Annotated in this window: 14 protein-coding genes; 8 read left to right on the top strand and 6 right to left on the bottom strand. The window is 43.8% G+C overall.

Annotated elements, in window-relative coordinates:
* Positions 1-199: 199 nt before the first annotated feature.
* Genes PHN32_04750 through PHN32_04760 form a run of 3 tightly spaced genes read left to right on the top strand, consistent with a single transcriptional unit; the run spans position 200 to position 5,209 of the window.
* The gene (locus PHN32_04750) at positions 200-814 is read left to right on the top strand and encodes a polyphosphate polymerase domain-containing protein (GenBank protein MDD3776894.1); all 615 of its coding nucleotides are present in this window, start codon (positions 200-202) and stop codon (positions 812-814) included.
* 4 nt (positions 815-818) lie between these two features.
* Positions 819-1,514 carry a DUF4956 domain-containing protein gene (locus PHN32_04755; protein MDD3776895.1) on the top strand — a complete coding sequence of 232 codons (696 nt, stop codon included), beginning with the start codon at positions 819-821 and terminating at the stop codon, positions 1,512-1,514.
* 5 nt (positions 1,515-1,519) lie between these two features.
* Entirely contained in the window at positions 1,520-5,209 is a 3,690-nt protein-coding gene (locus tag PHN32_04760; GenBank protein ID MDD3776896.1) for a CotH kinase family protein, read from the top strand.
* Here PHN32_04760 and PHN32_04765 read toward each other — a convergent pair.
* Entirely contained in the window at positions 5,206-6,279 is a 1,074-nt protein-coding gene (locus PHN32_04765) for a hypothetical protein (protein ID MDD3776897.1), read from the bottom strand. The two genes, PHN32_04760 and PHN32_04765, sit on opposite strands and share 4 nt — an antisense overlap.
* A gap of 81 nt (positions 6,280-6,360) precedes the next feature.
* Here PHN32_04765 and PHN32_04770 point away from each other — a divergent pair, with 81 nt between their 5' ends.
* Entirely contained in the window at positions 6,361-7,320 is a 960-nt protein-coding gene (locus PHN32_04770; protein ID MDD3776898.1) for a GDP-mannose 4,6-dehydratase, read from the top strand.
* 1 nt (position 7,321) lies between these two features.
* Positions 7,322-9,214: a GDSL-type esterase/lipase family protein gene (locus PHN32_04775; GenBank protein ID MDD3776899.1), complete on the top strand. Its 1,893-nt coding sequence runs from the start codon at positions 7,322-7,324 to the stop codon at positions 9,212-9,214.
* Between the two features lie 8 nt (positions 9,215-9,222).
* Here the strand turns inward: PHN32_04775 and PHN32_04780 are convergent, their stop codons facing one another.
* From PHN32_04780 to PHN32_04790, 3 genes are read right to left on the bottom strand one after another with little or no spacing between them, the layout of a single operon-like run.
* On the bottom strand, positions 9,223-9,489 hold the full coding sequence (locus PHN32_04780) for a hypothetical protein (protein ID MDD3776900.1): 267 nt from the start codon (positions 9,487-9,489) through the stop codon (positions 9,223-9,225).
* Entirely contained in the window at positions 9,476-10,873 is a 1,398-nt protein-coding gene (locus PHN32_04785) for a hypothetical protein (GenBank protein MDD3776901.1), read from the bottom strand. The genes PHN32_04780 and PHN32_04785 overlap by 14 nt, the downstream gene beginning before the upstream one ends.
* On the bottom strand, positions 10,854-13,694 hold the full coding sequence (locus PHN32_04790) for a YfhO family protein (protein MDD3776902.1): 2,841 nt from the start codon (positions 13,692-13,694) through the stop codon (positions 10,854-10,856). Before PHN32_04790 ends, PHN32_04785 begins: the two co-directional genes overlap by 20 nt.
* A 190-nt stretch (positions 13,695-13,884) precedes the next feature.
* On the opposite strand from PHN32_04790, the gene PHN32_04795 reads away from it, so the two are divergent.
* From PHN32_04795 to PHN32_04805, 3 genes are read left to right on the top strand one after another with little or no spacing between them, the layout of a single operon-like run.
* Positions 13,885-14,841 carry a glycosyltransferase family 2 protein gene (locus PHN32_04795; protein MDD3776903.1) on the top strand — a complete coding sequence of 319 codons (957 nt, stop codon included), beginning with the start codon at positions 13,885-13,887 and terminating at the stop codon, positions 14,839-14,841.
* A 3-nt stretch (positions 14,842-14,844) separates the two neighbouring features.
* Positions 14,845-15,819, top strand: a complete 975-nt coding sequence (locus tag PHN32_04800) for an SPASM domain-containing protein (GenBank protein ID MDD3776904.1) — start codon at positions 14,845-14,847, stop codon at positions 15,817-15,819.
* Positions 15,820-16,800 (top strand): lysylphosphatidylglycerol synthase transmembrane domain-containing protein, encoded by a 981-nt coding sequence (locus tag PHN32_04805; protein ID MDD3776905.1) that lies wholly within the window; start codon positions 15,820-15,822, stop codon positions 16,798-16,800.
* Between the two features lie 5 nt (positions 16,801-16,805).
* Here the strand turns inward: PHN32_04805 and PHN32_04810 are convergent, their stop codons facing one another.
* Together PHN32_04810 and PHN32_04815 are read right to left on the bottom strand one after the other, a co-directional pair.
* Positions 16,806-19,511, bottom strand: a complete 2,706-nt coding sequence (locus PHN32_04810) for a diguanylate cyclase (protein MDD3776906.1) — start codon at positions 19,509-19,511, stop codon at positions 16,806-16,808.
* 326 nt (positions 19,512-19,837) lie between these two features.
* On the bottom strand, positions 19,838-20,577 hold a 740-nt coding region (locus PHN32_04815; protein MDD3776907.1), incomplete at its 5' end, for an acyltransferase.

The raw sequence follows: 20,577 nt of genomic DNA on the forward strand, positions 1-20,577 counted from the left end.
AAAAATTTATAAGAACCAGCATTTGTTTCTGCCCTTTACAGCCCGCGCTAAATTTATTACTTAGTTGATGATTTTTAGGTCTTATAGTATATAATTACCATATAAATTTAATACAAACTTTATGCATATGCACAAAAATTATAGGAATGAACTAAAGTACTATATAAATCATATCGACCACATTAAACTTTTGGACCGCATGAAGGGGATATTTGTAGAGGATACCCATTCCAAAGACCGGGGGTACCTGGTTAGAAGCCTTTATTTTGACAATAAATCCAATAACAGCTATTACCATAAAATTGCCGGGGTAAGCGACCGCCAAAAATACAGGATTAGGATATATGATCTTAATCCCAGTCCCATCAAACTGGAGATAAAATCTAAAAGGCAAACCTATATCCATAAGCAGTCTGTTACCATAGCCCAGGACCAGGCCAGGCGCCTTATAGAGGGGGACTATAGGTTTTTAGCCCAGCATGACCACCGTACCGCCCGCCTGGTGCTGGCCAAGTTTTCCCAGGACAGCTTCCATCCGGCAGTAATAATTGATTATTTTCGGCAGGCTTATGTTTATCCTGAGAGCGGGCTTAGGGTTACTTTTGACCGCTGCCTGGGTAAAAACGAGACCAGCTTCAGCCACTTTTTCCAATCAGGCTTGGATTTAAACCCGGTTATAGATTCCAAGAGGATAATAATGGAAATAAAGTTTAGCCAGCCTATTCCCCTATGGATAAAAAAGATACTCCAGGTGGGCAGCTTTGAAAGCTGTGCCATAAGCAAATATACTTTATCAAGATATATAGAAGGGTAAGATAATGGATAGGATTACGTTCAGGAGCTTTTTGGAATCCTTAAATGTGGATTCCATACAGGATATCACCCAGCAGATCAGCCTGGTCCAGGTAGTATTGAACCTGGTATTAGCATTAGCTATTGCCATGTTCATCTATTGGATATACAAGATTACCTTCTCCGGAGTATTGTATTCCAAGAATTTTAATATAACCCTGGTGTTGGTATCTTTAGTAACCACTTCCGCGGTGATGATTATCGCCTCCAATATAGTGTTAGCTTTGGGTATGGTAGGAGCCCTTTCCATAGTAAGATTCAGGATGGCGGTAAAGGACCCCAAGGATGTGGGCTTTCTGTTCTGGGCTATCACCAACGGCATAATCTGCGGGATATCCGCCTATGCTTTAGCTATTATCTGCGCCCTGTTTATAGGCCTGGTAATATTCGTACTTTCCAAAAAACTAAGGGTCACCGAACCTTACCTGCTTTTAGCGGAAGCCAGCCAGGATAACTGGCAGCAGGTGGAAGGGATATGCCAAAAACTATGTCAGGTGTATAAGCTCAGGTCCAAAAACATAAGGGACAACCGGTACGATTTGGCAGTGGAGGTAAAGATTAAAAAAGATAATCTGCAGCAGTTCATATCAGAAGTTAAAAACCTGCCTTCCATGGAAAATATAAAGGTAGTATCTTATGAAGGAGACCTGGAAGAGGGTTAGGTTTGATGTTTAAAAAAAGGGACCTGGTAATCATTTTAATTTTGGCCGCGGCCCTGGCCCTATCCTTGTTTCTATACTGGTCCCAACACCAGGATTTTTCTGTAGGAAAAACCTCTGCTGTTTTTGGCTCCAATAGCAATACCCTCCTGGTAAGGCTTGATCCAGAGGCAGAAACCCTGCAGAAAATATCCTTTGATTTTCCCTTCAGCAACCATCAGGTATACCTGGAGGATCCACTTACCGGGGAAATGGTTAAGCTAAGTTCGGGTGACTATTATGATTTTGGCTCCTATATCTTTCATTCCACCCTTAAAGTAGGCAGAGAAGAGTATGACTTATGGGTAACCAATGGCCAGCTGCCCATAATCTCTATTGCTACTGCAGGGCAGGATATACCTAATGAACCCAAGGTTCCCTGTATCATATCCAGTTTGGATAAAAACATCAGCCATAATATAACGGCAGAAATAGAGACTGTAAACAATTACCAGCATTGTCCCCAACCAAGTTACAGCTTTAATCTAACCGGCAATCCCTTAACTGGAAAACCTGCCCCTTTGATGGATTACGGCAATGATACCCGCTTTATATTAAGCGCCCCTTATTTTGACCCTTCACTGATGAGGGAAAAATTGGCTTATGACCTGTATTCATTAATAGATGAGCAGGACAGTTTAGCCCCCCGTTACGTGGAGCTTTTTGTAGAAGGCGGTTACCAGGGCATATATATCCTGTACCAGAGGCACTCCCCTTCCCTGTTTTCTGTAGATGAAAAGCAGGGAGCCTTATTTGAGGCTTCCGGATGGCAGGCTAATTTTGCCCATGGCATTCAGGGTTTTTCCCAGGTAGGCTCGCAGGATGATAGGTTTTTTATGCTGGAAGGGTTAATCCAGCAGGTATACCAGCAGCAGTTCCCTTCCGGCCTGGACCTGGAAAGCGCAGTGGATAATTACCTGCTTTACCTCTATTCCGGATGCAGCCACCCTTTGGCGGCACATCAGTTTATCTATGGCCAAACTGCTGATGAGAAACTTAAATTGGCCCCGGGAGATTATTATCAAAGCAGCTGGGGCAGGGACAGCCGTTCTATAAAGCTGCCCCCGGAAGTGCTTAAGCTGGGCCGGCTGTTCAGCCTGCTGGAAGAGGAGCCACAGTTTAAGCAAATGCTACAAAACAAATGGGAAGATTTAAAGGATAGCCTGTTAAGTACCCAGCAGATGCAGTCCCTTATCCAGGCTAATGCCGGGCAGCTTAAACCCGCCCTGGAACGCAACCGTATAAGGTGGCCCTATCAGCCGGAACTGTTTGAAGACAGCCCTAGCTTCAGCCAGGAACTGGAATATATGCAAAGCTATATGGGCCAAAGATGGGAATGGTTAGACAGCTACCTTAATACATCCCTGGATATATACATAGGGGGGCAAAAGGCAGCCGTCAACCATGAAACCAAAACCATCTACTGCTCCTTGGAGCCGGGAGCAGATACCCGCCAGGTTATTGAAGCCAGCCTGCCAGCAGGTTCCAGTATACATATACAGCCGCTTTCCTATGGCAGCTTCAACCTGGACTACCTGCAGCAGAAAGACAGGTACCCTGATGATGGCTTTCTAAATTTAGATGAGCCTTCACCGCAGATCAAAATCAATATAGAGAGCATCGAGGAAGGTGCTGCTTTGTCCGGTATCATTGAGGTAACCGGCTGGGCAGTCAACAGTCAATTCCAATCCGACCCGGGAATAGAGGCCATATACCTATCCGATGGCCCCCTGTCTGGGCAGAATTACCTGGGCCAGGCTGGCTATGGGCAGGCTAGGATAGATGTAGCCCAAAATTTTGGTAACCAAAACTACAGTAATTGCGGTTTTTCCTTTTCCTTTGACTCTGCCTACCTGGCTAACGGAAGCCACTCCCTTTATGTTTACGCTGTGGGTAAGGACGGCAGCTACTCTGTGGCCAGGGTAGACTTTAACCTGGACAACCTTAACAGCATGTCCGATTATCCGGTTCCCCAGACAGGCTACCTGTCTCCTGGACAGCATTATGACTTTGTGGATTTCATATACCATGGCAACCTGGCCCTGGAAGGCCACGGAACCTATGAGTTATGGGTAACTACTGGACAGATACCCATAATCACCATAGACACCGGGGGGCAAGATATAATTAACTTTCCCAAGATTGGCTGCCAGTTCCAGCTTATCTCTGCAGAAAACTGGTATAACTACCATACCCCGCCCATGGAGGGCCTGATAGAAGTAAGGGGAGGATCCAGCCGGTTTTCCCAAAAGAAGTCCTATAGCTTTAAATTTGAAAGAAGCCTGGTGCATAATATTGACCTGGACCTGCTGGACATGGTCCAAGCCAGGAAGTGGATATTAAACAGCTGCTTTTTGGATCGCTCCTTTATGAGGGATAAGATATCTTATGATTTGTTTAACCAGCTAAGGGATGACCGGCATTACGATTTTGCTTCCCAGACCAAGTTTGTGGAAGTGTTTGTAAACGGCAGGTACAACGGGCTTTACCTGCTTACGGAAAGAATAGATGAAGACAGCTTAAACCTAGCTGACTACAGCCCTGATGACCCTATGCATAGTGTAGTGTATAAATCCTATAGTTCAGCTACCAGCTGGAGGAGGTTCAATACAGACCTGGATTATATACCTTTTGACAAGCTGGGGCCCTATCACGGCTATTTGCAGAAAGAGCCCAACCCTGACAATCCGGACCATCAGGAATTCTGGAGTCCTTTGGCTTATTTTAAAGAGATGGCCATAAAATCCCCTGACCCTTATTTCAGCCAGCATATAGAAGGCATGCTGGATACTTCCAATGCTATCGACCTGCATCTGTTGATACTGGTTACCGGGGCTGATGATGCCTTGCTGAACAACCAGTACCTGGCCCGGGATAACCAAGGGGACAGCCTCTTTTTCTTTGTCCCCTGGGATTACAATGCGTCTTTTGGCAGGAATGCCTATAGTATTAAAACCTCTTTTGCCCGCTGGTATTCCAATGGGCTGCTGGACCGGCTGTTACTGCTTTCTCCCTATCAGCAAGAGTTTAAAAACAGGTGGAACCAGGTTAGGGAATCGGTGTTTTCCTACCAGAATATAGAGCAGATGATAGAGGAAAATGCACGGCTTATAGAAGATGCAGCCGCGCGTAATTTTAAGAAATACCCCATTATAGTGGGCGATGACTGGAAAAAGGACCAGCATATAGACCCTTATGACTTTAACCAGGAACTGGACTACTTAAAATCATGGGCCCATAACCGCATTAATTTTTTAGATGCCTATATTAATTCCACTACTGATTTGGCCCAGAATATGGTAAATGAAGCCATACGTATAAATGTAGATTATCCCCTGGCTGCCCAGGAGGTAAACCAGGAGTTTGTCCTTAGCGGGTGGGCAGTAAATATTGCCAGCCAGCAGGAGACTGGTATCCAGAGGCTAACAGTGTTTAAGGAAACGGGAGGCAGGCTTGAGCTTCTTACTGAAGTTTCTTACGGGCAGCCCCGGGAAGATGTAGCCCAATTCTTTTCGGTTCCCGGCTATGAGCCCTGCGGATTCAGTGCTCCGATTGCCTTAGACCAATTGGATAAGGGGATAAACCTGCTGTGGATTTTTGCCTATGATTATCAGGGAAAATACAATATTGCACCTTTAGAGATAACGGTAAAATATTAATCTATTTGGTAGGCAAACAGCCGGGTAGGTATATGTTCAGCTATGGGCCAATCAGGGTCATGCATCAGCAGCTCAGAGCTAACCACCAATAAATAAGGGTGGCAGTAGGCCAGGTGCCGGGCCAATCCCTCTACCGGCTGCTGGTATATGATATCCATGCTGTCCTGCTGCAGGACTGCCAGCTGGCTGCTGGTTTCAGCCTGTACCAGCGCCCATATCCGGCCGTCTTCCACTTTTATTTGCTGCACATAGCCATCCAGCCCCGCGCTTTGCTTTAGCTGGGGCTTTGGCCCCAGGCTGTAGGAATTTACTCCCTGGCTGCCGGCAGTATAAAGATATCCGGATGATATCTCTAAATGGTTTATCCATCCTTCAATGTTATGGATGCTCTGCCGGCCGGGCTGGCCGTCCTTTGCCTCTAACACCCAAAGCACCCCGCTTCCTCCCGCATAAATAAATCCATCCTGGGCTGCCAGCGAATATAGCCTATGGTCCACATCAAGCTGCCACATAATTACCGGCCGGCCGGGCTCTGAAATATCAACAGCATAAATTCTAGCCAGCTCCTGCTGTTCCGGTCCCATATAGGAGGCTTTCAGGTACAGGGTGCTGCCTTCCCTGGCCATCTTTATATCAAATCCCTCCAGGTCCAGGACGGCCAGATGCTGCAGGGTTCCCTGTTCTGTACTTATAATATCCAGCCGGTGGTTGGGACAGGCATATATGATATTTTCAGCCAAATTAAGGTTTATGGCCCATCCCTGGTTTTCGGTCCATCCGGCATAACTGTAATCAGCAGCCAGGCTTGGCTGGCCTTCCTGCAAAAAGTCTACCACTGCTATACGGTTGTTTAAGCCCATATACAGGTATTGGGGTGAAATATCCAGGCCGTAACACTCTGAATCCAAATCCATATGCCCCAGCAAATCAAGTTTAAGCTGGTAGGCGGCATCCGCGCTGCTGCCTTGGTTTTGCAGCTCCGGCTGCCGTTCTGCCAGAAAATAGTACAGCAGGCTGGAAAGAATCAGCAGCAGGATTAAAATAGTTACTGTAAGTATCCATTTTTTCATGTTCGGCCACCCATAATTCAATAGAAAAAATATGAGCAAACTTGTATAATGTTAAAATATTTATCAATTTTAGCATAATCAATGAAGAATTTACTAATAACCGGAGGAGCCGGCTTTATAGGCTCCAGTTTTATAGGCCGGCTGCTAAAAAGTAATTACCGGGGCAGGATTATTTGCCTGGATGATTTTAATGATTATTACTCGCCTGCCATTAAGAGAAGTAATATTGCAGAGTATAGGAATTATCCTAACTTTCTGCTTTATGAAGCAGACATAACTGATTATGAGTCACTAGTGCAGCTGTTTAAGGCCCATAAGATAGACAAGATAGTACATCTGGCTGCCCGGGCAGGGGTAAGGCCGTCTATCGAGGACCCGCTGCTGTATGGAAAGGTAAATGTAAGCGGTACCCTTAATTTGCTGCAGCTGGCCTGCCAGTATAAAATACACAAATTTATATTTGCCTCATCCTCCTCTGTTTATGGCAATAACCAGAAAATACCTTTTGCCGAGCAGGATAATGTAGATTTTCCAATCTCCCCCTACGCAGCTACCAAAAAAAGCGGGGAGCTGATTTGTTATACCTATCACCACCTGTATGAAATGGACTGCTTCTGCTTGCGGTTCTTTACCGTATACGGCCCCCGGCAGAGGCCGGAAATGGCTATTCATAAGTTTGTGGACCTGATAGAGAAAGGAAAGCCAATACATATGTACGGGGATGGTTCCACCAGCAGGGATTATACTTTTATCGATGATATAACCCAGGCACTGGAGACCTGCCTGGACCGCCTGCAGGGCTACCAGATCTTTAACCTGGGCAACTGCCATCCTATCACCCTTAAGCAATTAATCAGGCTGATTGAGCAAAAGCTGGGCAAGAAAGCCCAAATTGTGCCTATGGAAATGCAGCCCGGAGATGTGGATATTACCTATGCTGATATAACTAAAGCCAAAAAATGGCTGGACTATAATCCTGCTACCCCCATAGAAGAGGGGATTGAAAAATTTATTACATGGTACCGAGAAAAGGAAAATTAAATTGGCTAAGACAAAAGATAATCCTTCATCTTTTTTTAAAAGCAAAGCTTTCATCATACTGATACTGGCAGCCCTGCTGCTGGCTATTGCCATACCAGTGGGTTACATGTACTATCTGGACTACCTGAACTCCCCCAATTTTGTAAGCCCGGAATCCAACTTTATTTCCGTCTCTGCTGACCAGGCCAGCCCGGGAGACCAGCTTACCTATACTATCAGGCTTGCCAATGAGGGCAGAAAAGAGGCAAATGATATCCATGTAACTACCGATTTGCCGGAACATACTACCCTAACTGATGAGGATACAGACTACCTGGAACAGATAATCGGAAACCAGGTTAAGTTTTTGATAGACAGCCTTCCTGTGGGCCAGAATATAGAATTTAGCTACACAGTTACCATAGACAATCCCCTGGACAATGGGACAGTTATCAGCAATAACAGCTTCCTGGTTAATTACCAGAGGCAGGGAGACCAAGAAACTGTAGAGAAAAAGTTTGAGACTGACCTTAAGACCACTGTTACCAGCAATATTGATTTCTCCGAATCCTATTACAAGATAACCGATGAAAATGGTGGGTACATCAGGATGGGAGATACCTTAAACATTGTATATTTTGTTAAAAACAGCGGTAATATGATAGCTGAAAATGTAAAGATAAAGGGTATCATACCCGCTAATACCAATTTGGTGGAAGGAAGCTTCTCTTCAGATTCAGCCTATATGGACCAGGTGGACGGGGAAACAGTAATAAAGCTGGATAAGGTAGAAACCAATGCCAAGATGTTTATTAATTATTCAGTACAGGTGGCTTCCGGCCTGGCAGATAATACCAAGGTTTTATTTGAGCCCACTATTGAAAACGGAACCATGCAGGCAGTGATGGAAAACCAGGAATTTACAGTGCGGGCTTTTCCCCAGTTTACACCCTTGAGCCTGGCCGGGGTAGATGAAAACGGAGGTGACCTGCTTCCCAATGAAACGGTAAGGTATACGGTAACCTTTAAAAACGAAGGGGACGGCAGCGCCTTTAATGTATTTGTAGAAAATGCCATCCCGGACAATACCACCCTGCTGGACTACAGCCTAGAGCCTTCCCAGTTTAACTGGGAATTGCAGGATAAGGTGTTCAGTATAAGAATAGCAGAACTGGCCCCGGGCGAAGAGTTCAGCTATTCTTACCGGGTAAAAGTAGCCGGAGGCCTTTATTACGGAACCAAGATTACCAATACCAATACCCTGATACACCAGGAAGAAAGGCTCAGTTCCCAATCTGTAACCCATACAATTATCTCCAATTATGGTTATAATGTGGTGGTAATGGGAGATTCCCAAGTGGCCAATACCAACTGGGCAGGCCATCTTAACGGTATTTTTGAGCAAAAGTATTTTTATGGCGATTTTAACTTCATAAAAAGCGGCAAGGGCGGAGAGACAGTGCTGATGGGATACAACCGCATGCTTAGCTCAGGTGTTTTGGGACAAAGCCCCTATATCTTCATCCTCAACTATGGCACCAATGATGCCGATACCTCTTCCGGCTATTACCGTATAGCGCCGGAGACTTTCCGGTACTACCTGGGAGCCATGATAGATACCATTAAAACCAATACCGGTGCCCTGGTGGTAGTAATGTCTACCGGGCCGGTAAATGAAGGAGTAAATGAAGCCCACACCAATTCCGATTTGGCCACCTATAGTAACCTGGCAGCACAGGTAGCCGCCCAGCATGGAGCTGTATTTGTGGATGTGTTCAATCCCATGATGCAGAGCGGAAATCCTAATCAGTACCTGGGCGATGGGCTGCATTACAACAGCAATGGAGACCAGTTTGTAGCCAGTATTGCCTTTAATACTATTTCCAGGCATTTAAACCAGTATGGAACCAGGTAGGGTTTTATTTAGTTTCCCCTGATGATATAGAACAATATATTGGCCAGCAGCAGAACTGCCAGCAGCAGTACTGCCAATATTATATTAACCGCAGCTATAGCTTTTTTGCTCCGCCCGGATATATGCAAACTTAAATTCACTATGCCTATAATAGCCAGGCCTATTAATAACAGGTAGACTGTAAAGAATATGTAGTCGCTGGAGGCCTTGGCCAGCATAGTGCTGATAGGCCTGGTAGTGATTATCCTTACTATAAGCTGTTTAATGGTCCCCAAGCTTAGCCTCCCTTAGCTGGTCTGCTATATCCTTTCCCAGCAGCACCATGATCCAGATAATTATGGCGCTGTATGCGGTCCTGAAAAAATTGATAAAGGTTTCCACGCTTACCGTAGTGCCGAATTTTATGCTTAATATCTGCAGCTTGAAGTTCTCTGCTACCTGATGAAAATAAGTGCCGTCTATGGGGCTGAAAAGATAAGGGGTAAATACTCCTATATCAGAATTAAACAGCCAGAAGAAGAACCAGGCAACTATCAACAGGTAAAATAGGCCCATGTATTTGGAATGCCGGCAGATAATAATAGCAGCAAAGGGAATAAACCAGCTGAACCACTGGGCAGCAGAAGGGGATGTTAGGTAAAATATTAAAAAGAAGATCAGGCAAAACATGGATACCATGGTAAGCTGGGAGTCAGGATAAATAAGGTTAACTGCTCCTTTTCCCTTTATTTTGTAGCTGTAGGTTATATACAGCAGGGCAGCTAAAAATAACAGGTAAAACAATACAAACAGCTGCAGCTTAAATCCGCCCAAGGCTATCAGGGAATAATCAAATAAAAACCGCAAGAACTGGCTTTCTGCTTCCAGGCCATGCACAGTCCGGGTACCGGGATAGGTCATATGGAATCCAAATACGGCCAGGATGGGAAGCGCGGTAAACAGTATAAATATAATCTTGTCCTTAATCCTTTGAGGCAGCAGGATAAACAACACCGGTATTAAAAAGAAGGTATAAGCCCTGCTTACTACTGACATTCCCAAAAACAGGCCGGCCAGGTAGATATTTTTTTTCCTTATGCCAAAATACAGGCACAGGGCCAGTAAAAAGAAAATATAAATTTCATACCTGCCAAAGATGTATACCGCATATATTATTACCGGATTAAACATCCAGAATTTTAAAAAAGCCATAGTATATTTTCTTTGCCCTATCAGTTTAAGCACCAGCAGCACGGTGGCTATCTCCAGCAACAGGTAAGGAACTTTTAGCATAAACAGGGTCCTAAAGATATAGGGGGAATCCACAAAATTAAGCATATTGCCAATTTCTATGGTAGTGATACCCCCTTCCATGGGCACAAAGACCTGGGATGCATTGGGGATAAGGGGCATCATTATCTTCATAAAAAAGGCATCCATGTAATGGGAGACAAACTGGAAAAAACTGGGGAAAAGGTTTATGCCTTCTGCAATCTGGTAAACCCTTATATGTTCAGATAAGAAATCATTATGGGCAGTAAAAGGCATGAATAAAAACCGCAGAAGTATTCCTCCCAGAATAACCCTGTTAATCCTCATCCTTAAACCGGGCTGATTGCTGGCTTCAGTAGGATAACAACCCAGATAGATCCGGTTTAGCCTAGCTTTTAACCCCTGCATCCCTCCGCCTTTCCCTGATGAAGATAAATACCGCGCCGGCTGCCGATATCAGTAATACCAGTACCGATACCGCGGCGCTAACAAAGAACCATACCGGCACATACCTGAATTCTACCACATGTTGGCCTGGTTCCAAATACAAGGCCCTAAACAAGTAGTTGGCTTTTACTATATCTGCCCGCTGCCCGTCTATAAATGCCCTCCAGTCTGGATCGTAGCGGTCCAGAAGTACCAGGTAGGCCTCTTTTTCATTTTCCGCTTCTATCACTACCCGGTTATAGCTGTAGTCGGTAATCTCTACCCTGCCGGCAGTCTCTCCGGTTACCGGTACCTGCTCTCCTTCCAGCAATACGGTATGGCTTAGATCCAGCTTATGGTTGGCCACCAGGTAAGCTAAAACATGATCTTCTGATTCAAATTCCATGGAACTGCCCGCCAGGTAAGCCCGGGGAAGATAATTGTAGTTTCGGTATATTTTTACCTCTTTATTATAGTTTAGCATCAGGTTTCCCAGCCCCAGGCTGTCCTTGGGGATGATGGTAGGATTACCCCAGCCAGCCTTGTCATTTTCGCTGTTTTGCTTACTGGCAGTCTGGAATACTATTTTTACCTGCCGGTCCCCGTAACCGGAAAGATCGATACGGTGAACAAACCATCTCCGGTCATCCTCTACCTGTATGGGGTTTAAATCTTGTTCAAATATCATTTCTGACCGATCTCCCTGCTGTATGTACACCCTGAATATTACCCCGTCTCCCTCCTGGGCCGACCAGTAATCAGGATGGATGGCATTGTAGAAAACCAGTTCACTGGAGGCAGGTACGAGGTATTCAAACTCCATGGCAGAATCAGGGCTGACTTCTATGGTAGGTATTATATGTTCCATAAAATTCCATACACTGAGTACGGAATTTTCCCTGCTGTGCTGGTTAAGGTTCTTATCCATATTATTATAGAAATAGCCCATCTCCTGCATAAAGGCATAGCTGGTTACGTATTTGGTATTGGTAAGGGCTAAGAAATTGGCGTACATCTTATCGGCGCCCACCTTGCCGTTGGGCCTTACCTGGCCGCTGCCCTGGAATGCTGCCCAGAACTGGGCATAATTGTAGGGCATTACCGGATCATATCCAGCGATGTCTTCCAGCCCATGTATCCACAGGGAATTGGGGTTAAAGGTACCGCCCATTATCCCCAGGTTCCTACTCTTTTCCGTATCCTGCTTAAGGTAGGCTAAAGATTCGGTTTCAAAAAAGACCTGGTCCGGGGATGAGGTGGTATTATAGTTTATGCCGAATAGGAATAAATCAGCTACAATCAATGGTACCATCAGCCAGGCCCAGGCTTTCCTGTTAGTCTTAACGGCCAGTATAATAAATACTGCCGAGACTGCAGCCAGTATTAGAAACAGGATAAAGGACCAGGTTTCCAGCCATATTATGGGGTGCTGGTCCATGGTGGTTATACTTATATGGGTATTAAAAGTTAAGCTTAGCCCTACCATCAAGGCTATAAAAGAAGCGGCCAGGCCAGCTGTTACCATTATGATTTTCTTTTTTTGTCCGGTGGTTACTTTTTGCAGGTAAGATATTCCATAACCGGCCAATACTGCCAGGCAGAAAGGAATCAATAGCAATATCCTGGAGATAGATGATTTATCAAAAAAGGGAATGATGCGGTTAAACAGCTCAAATATCTGGGGCACAGAGTTTAGCAGTACCGCTACTGCGGCTACTGCCAGCAAAGACCATACCACCTTGCCTCTTTTAAATATTACTGCTATAGCAGCCAGCAGCAGCGTAGCTATCCCGGAATAACGGACCGCCTCTATAAAATTGGTGCCCGGCAGCCAGAAAGAGCCCTTGATTCCATTGCCGAAAAAGTTGGGGTTGAGCATGGTAATCAAGTACCTGAAATTCATGCTGCCCCCGCCCCCTCTTTCCTGCACCGCCCGCAGGGAGTCCTGCAGCTCACGGTAGAAAGGCAGAATAAAACTGATCCCGATACCCAGCCCAATTACTGCCAGCAGGGCAGTACCCCCAATATTTTGGCCAACCTGTTTAAACTTTTTATCCTTAAGGTCATAAATTATTTGCACCAGTAGTATTATAATTATGGCTATGGCCGTAAACTGAACTGCCTGGCTGTATCCGGACAGTACCTGCAGGCCCAGGGCAATACCTCCCAGTATGGCAAAAATTGCCCTTCTTTCTTTAAAAAACCGGAACAAAAACAACAATATCAGCGGTATCCACAGCTCTCCCCTAAAATGGGTAGGAAATTCCAGCCATACCACCGTATTGGCATTAAACATAAACACCGAGGCTGCAAAAAAAGAGCCCAGCTTGCCTATGCCCAGGCTTTTACACAATATATAGGTAAACAATCCCCCCACCAGCAGGTGAAAAGCCACCGTAAAGCCAAAAGCATACTGGGCCGGCATAAGCAAATGCATAAAATCTAAGGGGTTAAACATCTCGCTAACCAGTTTGGCATTGTAGGGGTAGCCGCAAAAAGACAGGGGGTTCCACAGGGGTAAAGACCCCTGGTCCAGGCTGGCCTTCATATAATATTTCATGGGATAATAGATAAAAATGGGGTCAGACAAAGCATTATTGTAAGGGGCTTGGCCCGGGCTGTACTGGTTTTGTTGGTCCAGGACCCAGGGATGGACTGAAGTGTTAATCATATCTGCCGGCAGCAGCACTTCCCCGGCAAAGAATATCTTCCACATAAACCCCATGATCATTATTATTAGCAAAACCGATACTATGATGTATTCTTTTATTCTGGATTTATGGTTTGTATGTTTGCCTAACACCTGCATCCTGACCTTGATTTTTAGATAGATTTTATCATTTAAAATATAGATTTAAAACCAAAGGTTAAAAAAATAATCATTTTTAACTTTATATATTTCTAATTTTCAACCTTACAGGCTTGCATAGACAAACCCCAACTATAATGCTAAACTTTTTTCATATTTTAGTTATAATTTCCAAGGATTTTTAATGAATAACAGCGATAAAATTAATATTTCAATTATTGTTCCCATATACAATGAAAAGGACAATATTGCAATGCTGCATCAAAGGCTTCAAAAGGTATTAAACCAAATGGGTCTTACATACGAAGTACTGTTAATAGATGACGGCTCCCGGGATGGAAGCTGGGAAGAAATGCTTAAAGTGCACCAGGCCAACCCCCGGTTCAGGATTATTAAGCTCAGGAGAAACTTCGGCCAGACCCCGGCTATGAGCGCCGGTTTTGATTATAGCCAGGGAGAGATTGTAATAACTTTGGATGCAGATCTTCAAAATGAACCTGAGGATATTCCCAAGCTGGTGGAAGAAATGAATAAAGGTTTTGATGTGGTTAGCGGATGGAGAAAAAACAGGAAAGAGAATTACCTTACCCGCCGGCTCCCTTCCATTATGGCCAACCGCCTTATATCTTTTTTAACCGGGGTAAAACTGCATGACTTTGGCTGCACCCTTAAAGCCTACCGGCAAGAGGTGGTAAAAAACACCAAGCTTTATGGGGAAATGCACCGTTATATTCCAGCTTTAGCCAGCTGGATGGGTATTAGTGTTTCCGAGGTGGTGGTAAATGATAATCCCCGGACACATGGTAAATCCAAATACGGCCTTAACCGTATTTTCAAGGTGTTCCTGGATATAATAACGGTTAAGTTTTTGCTTAGCTTTTCTACCAAGCCCATACAGATATTTGGGTTGTTAGGTTTGATTGTCGGTTCCCTGGGAGGCATACTTACCCTGGTGCTGATCATTCAAAGAATATTCTTCCTGATAAGCCTGGGCAACCGTCCATTGTTTATACTGGCCATATTTTTGGTTTTTATCGGCATCCAGTTTATAACCTTTGGATTGCTGGCGGAATTAAATGTGCGGATATACCATGAATCACAAAAGAAGCCTACTTATTTTGTAAGGGAGATAAAGGGCTAATTGGTGAATTTAAAAAAGGTATCCAGACTACTGAATTCATACCTTAACTACATAAAAAGAAATCCCCGGCCCAACTACTGGCCCTGCCGGGTATGGATAGAGGTGACCAGTAACTGTAACCTGGAGTGTCCACTTTGTCCTAACCGTGATATGGAGCCGGAGCAGAAAGGTTTTATGGATTACGGCCTTTTTACTGATATAATCGACCAGCTGGGCTCCCGGGTAAATGATATCTACCTCTTTCACAGGGGCGAGCCTTTCCTGCACCCCCAGCTGATGGATATGATTGGCTATGCCAAAAAGACACCGGCTACAGTTAGAATCCACACCAATGCTACCCTGCTGGATAAGGAAAAATCCCACCAGGTTATCAGCTCAGGGCTGGATTTTATTTCTTTTTCTTTTGATGGATACCAAAAAGAAACTTATGAACAGCACCGGGTAAACTCCAATTTTGAACAAACTGTAAAAAACATCCTATATTTTTTAAACCTAAAACGCCAGCTGGGCAGTAAGACTCCCTATACCGTACTGCAGATAATGGAATACGGCCCCCAGCCCCAACCGGAAGTAAAACAGGAATTTTTTAACCGGTTTAAAGGGCTGCCCTTAAATAGAGTCATTACCAGAAAACCCCATAACTGGGCGGGATTGGTGCCAGGCGCCTTGCCTGCTAAAAAAAGCTATGTGCCCTGCACCTTTCTGTGGTATGCTCTGGTAATATTATTTAATGGAGACATACTGCCCTGTCCCCAGGATTTTGAAGCCAGGCTTAACCTGGGAAATATTAATAGTGACAGCGCAGAGGCTGTGTTTAAGGGCCAAAAGATGCAAAGACTAAGGCAAAAAATAACAGCTAAGGATATAGGCACCCTGGTTCCATGCAAGGATTGTGACCGCTTGTGGCGAAACACTTTCATGGGACTGCCCCAGGATTACCTAAAGACTTTCATAAAAGATAACTGGGGGGCAAATTAGGTGAAATCCAAGATTTTCAATATTGCTAAAGTGATAGTAAGCCTTTCCCTTATTGGGTATTTGATTTACAAATACTGGGAAGAAATAACAAATTTTTTGTCTACGGTAACTGTAAATGATATTAATTTCTGGTTCCTGTTTTTAGCTGCCTTTATGCACTTTACCGGCCTTATAATTTCAGCAGTAAGGTGGCAGATGCTGCTTAAGCTGCAGGGAGTAAACCCTTCCCTAAACTACCTTAACGGATCTTTGCTGATAGGGATTTTTCTAAATAATTTTCTACCCAGCAGCATAGGCGGGGACACCTACCGCGCTTATGATGCAGCCCAGCTTAAAAACAGCAGCTGGCCCAAGTCTATCACTGTGCTCCTGCTGGAACGGGGTACGGGGGTAATAGCCCTTATATGTTTTGTTATGCTGTCTTTGTTTTTAGGGTTTAGCCTTACCGAGCTAAATACCATATTTTTGGTGGTAATAATATTATTTGTAGTATTGGGTATTTTTTTATTATTGCTTCTAAATCCCAAGCTGCTGAAGCCCTTTAATTTCATTTTTAAAATAAGGTTTATGGCTAAGCTAAAGGATAAATTTAAAAGCATTATGGATGCCCTTACTGCTTTAAAGAATAAAAAAGTGTTAACCCTGCTTATACTATTAAGTTTTTTAATGCAGTTTAATGTAATTTTGCATTACTACTTTGCCGCCCTGGCCTTAAAAATAGATATAAGTTTTGTATCCTTTGTATTTATGGTACCCATAGTGCTGCTGGTAGCCATGATTCCCATATCTATTGGGGGCATAGGTATCAGGGAAAATACTACCGCCTATTTCTTAACCAGCTTTGGGGTAGTTGCATCTAAGGCAGCCATATTCCCCCTGCTTATTTTATTTTTGCTCCTGGCTGAATCAATTATAGGGGGAGTATTGTTTTTAATCAGAAAACCCAAGATTGCAAAAATGCGGCAGCCGGATAAAAAGTAAGCTTTTTAGGCCTTTACCAATTTGAATAATATATCTACTATTTCCGGGTCAAATTTTATTCCCGCTGCTTTTTTAATCTCTTTTAAGGCTTCACCGGACGACATGGGTTTTGGCCTTAGCTTATTGGTCATAGCATCATAGGCTTCTGCTACCCCTATTATTCTGGCGATCATGGGTATCTCTTTTCCCTTAAGGCCCTTGGGAAAGCCTGAACCATCCCAGTTTTCATGATGGCTTAAAACCCCTTCAGCCAAATCCAGAGTCCTGTTGGATAAATTTAATATCCTATACCCTATAGCCGGATGCTGCTGCCAATGCATTTTTTGTTCACCACTTAGCATATCTTCATTCAGGTTAAGGAGTTCCCTGCTTAATGCTATCTTGCCAATATCATGCAATAAACCTGCTTCCTTTAGTTTTCTAACTTCTGTATCCGGCAGCTCCATTTCTTGCCCTATGGCCTGGCATAGGTGGCTAACCGACTGGGAATGCAGTTTCTCCCGGGGGTTTCTCTCCTGCAGGGTTTCAATAATGGTATCAACCATTCCCCTATCAATATCTTCCCGGTGTAAGGTTTTTTGGTTATACATTTTAACCTCTGCATCCTTAACAATAGAATCTATATCCTGATGGGCTCCGGTTTTGGTTTCATAACCTATGGAGATACTGCCTCTAACTGCATAGGTCCTTTCCTTATTAAATTCATTTTTTATCCTGCTTATTATTTTTTCTGCTTCTTTGCCATCAGTATTGGTGAGCAGGATAGCAAATTCGTCTCCGCCCATACGGGCGACTATGTCCTGGTCCCTGCATGCATTTTTTAGTATTTCTGTAGATTTTTTGAGCAATTTATCCCCGGCTTCATGGCCAAATATGTCATTGGTTAATTTTAAGCCGTTTATATCCCCGAATATAATGGTTAGGGGGAGGTTGCCTTCATGGTCATTTTCTTTTAACTGCTGTTCAAAAAAGGCACGGTTGTAGAGCCCGGTTAGGGAATCATGCTGGCTTATATATTTTATATGTTCCTGGATTTTTTTAGACTCGGTAATATCCCAAAAAGTTATAACCGCCCCCACTATTTTCCTTTCCTTGTACTGGGGATAGGAATAGTATTCTACATCAAAGCTGGTGCCGTCTGCCTTCCAAAAGACCTCGTCATCCACATGGGTGCCTTTACCTGCCTTAATGGCTTCTACAATTTTGCATTCACTTATAGGCATTGCAGATCCGTCCCTCCGGTATCGGTGTATCTGGTAATGCATGTTTTTCCCTATAAGTTCTTCCTGGTTTTTGTATCCTAAAATTTTTATTCCGCTAGCATTACAGAAGGTGCAGTTTCCCTTCATATCAATTCCGTAAATAGCTTCAGCGGTAGAGTTTAAAATCAGTTCCAGTTTTTCTTCGTTTGCTTCCAGCTCACTGTTGGCCAGCTCTAACTTTTCCGTTCTCTCTTTTACCTTTTTTTCCAGGTTGCCTACCAGGTAACTAAGCCTGTCCGCCATAAAGTTAAAAGACCTGGATAGCTTGCCCACTTCATCATTACGAGCTACTGGAGCCCTTTGGGATAAGTCTCCCTGAGAAAATTTCTGGGTGGTAGCTATTAGTTCATTTACAGGTTTTAGCAATTTATTGGTAATAAGCAGATAGGCTAAGATAGCTGCCAGGATTGATGCCACAGCCAATATCAGGGCCAGCCTTATATTGCCAATTATCCCTGCAGTAAACAGGCTTTGAGGTACGGCAGTAATAATCATCCAATCCAATCCATTTTTATGGTATTCAATAAGGTTTATATGTAATTGTTCCCGGTCATAGTCTAGTATGAAATTATTTTCACCATTATTTGCATACTGCCCGTAGGCTTCAACCATAGCCGGTATATTTATCTGGTCTATGGTTACCCTATCAATCGTGCCGTCTTCGAGGGTATTAAAATTAGCCATGCCCAGTGAATTAGCCACCAGCTGCTTTGAATCCAGTTCTGCTATCAAGGCGTATCCATGTACATCCTTTACTATTTCTTCCAAATAGCCGTCTATATTGGACAGGATAATATGGGTTCCCAGTACCCCCTTAAGCTGTCCTTTTTGAGTGTAGATGGGATAAGCGGCAGATACGGTCAAATCATCCATAACAAAATGCTTGTATATGGGAGAGAATACCGGCCCTTGCTGTTCTTTAGCTGCCTTATACCAATCCCTGGTACGGGGGTCAAACTTACCCGCCTCCACTACCCGCTGGCCGGCTGTCATGTCTTCATTGACTTCATAGTACCAGGAGTTGCCCCCGGTTTCTGCATTATTTTTCATAATTTCTATGATATTTCCTGAATTCCTGCGGGCTCCATAGTATTCGCCAGTTTCTGTTCCAAAACTGAAACTGTAAACACCATCACTATGGTTGCTTAGAACCGAGACAAAAAATTTTTCCCTTTCAGCTTCATGGTTTAGATCTACAATTCCCTGCTCTATAAAATCATGATTTACTTCATTGATATGTAATGGGGTATTTATAAAATCATCCACTTGATTGAATATATTACTGTTCATATTTTCAGCCATATGGGTAACCGTCTGGTTGACAGAGGCCACCCAGTTAGAAAATACTATGTATCCTATCAAACCAATAGTTACCACCATTATTGATATAAATATCAAAATCAATAATGCCCTGATGGAAACCGTTTTTCTAATAGTTTTATTATTCATTTTTAATTTTAATTATACAGGGAACTTGGTTAGTCGTCTTCCCCTGCCGTTTTATCCTTATGTACTTGCAGCAAATCAACTGCCCTTTCCATGCCCAGGGGCTTGCTAAAAAGGTAGCCCTGCATATAGCCACAATTATTTTTGTTCAAATACACTTTTTATTCCTGTTGCCCTGCCTTTTAGGTTACACCAATATTGCCAAACGGTGGCCATGGCAACAATATCACCTATTAGGGCTTTGTTTAAACCAATTTTTTAATATGAATTTCAGGACATAGGCTATTAATGTATTAATGCCCCTTAGATTTGCCTTATCAGTGTATAAATTACTCTATTCTACTCTTATGGGGTTTGGCAGGAATTCCGAAAGATATATAGTCCTTAGTTTCAACAGATTTATTTACCAGGGAATAAGCACCGATTATATTTCCTTCGGCAATAGTCACCCCGTCAGTTACATTTACAGAAGCGCCCAGCCATACATTATCGGCTATGGTGATGCCCCCTTTGGAAACCAGCCCCTGTTTCCTTATGGGCAGGTCCGGTTTGCCAAAATTATAGTTTCCGCCCCCTATAAGGTACACATAGGCAGCCACCAGGACATCATTTCCTATCACTACATTGCTGTCCTGCAGGGCATGCACCAGGCTGTTTATACCAATCACCGTATTATTGCCAATATTGATATCACCGTTTTTACAGCTCAAAATTACATTTCTGGACACTATGACCCCATCGCCTATGGTAATACCCTGGTTGCTGTCACCTTTGGCATCCAGCACGCAATTGTCTTCTACCACTGCCTGGCTGCCAATTTCTATCTTACCTGGATGCCTGATGGTTATGCCCCGGCCGAATACCACATTTTTGCCTACTTTTTTAAATATGGAGGGGTAGAAAATCTTCCTTAAAGCCAACCCCAAGGCTCCCGGGGTATTGGAAAAAAGAAGGTATACCAGCTCAAACCATAAAGCTTTGGCCAAACTTATCTGGCCCCAATACAGTTCCCGGTATTTGGACAGGTTTGATTTTTTACCCTCAGTTATTTCCTGGTGAAGTTTTCCCT

The sequence above is a fragment of the Actinomycetota bacterium genome (genome assembly GCA_028698215.1).
Taxonomy (GTDB): domain Bacteria; phylum Actinomycetota; class Humimicrobiia; order Humimicrobiales; family Humimicrobiaceae; genus Halolacustris.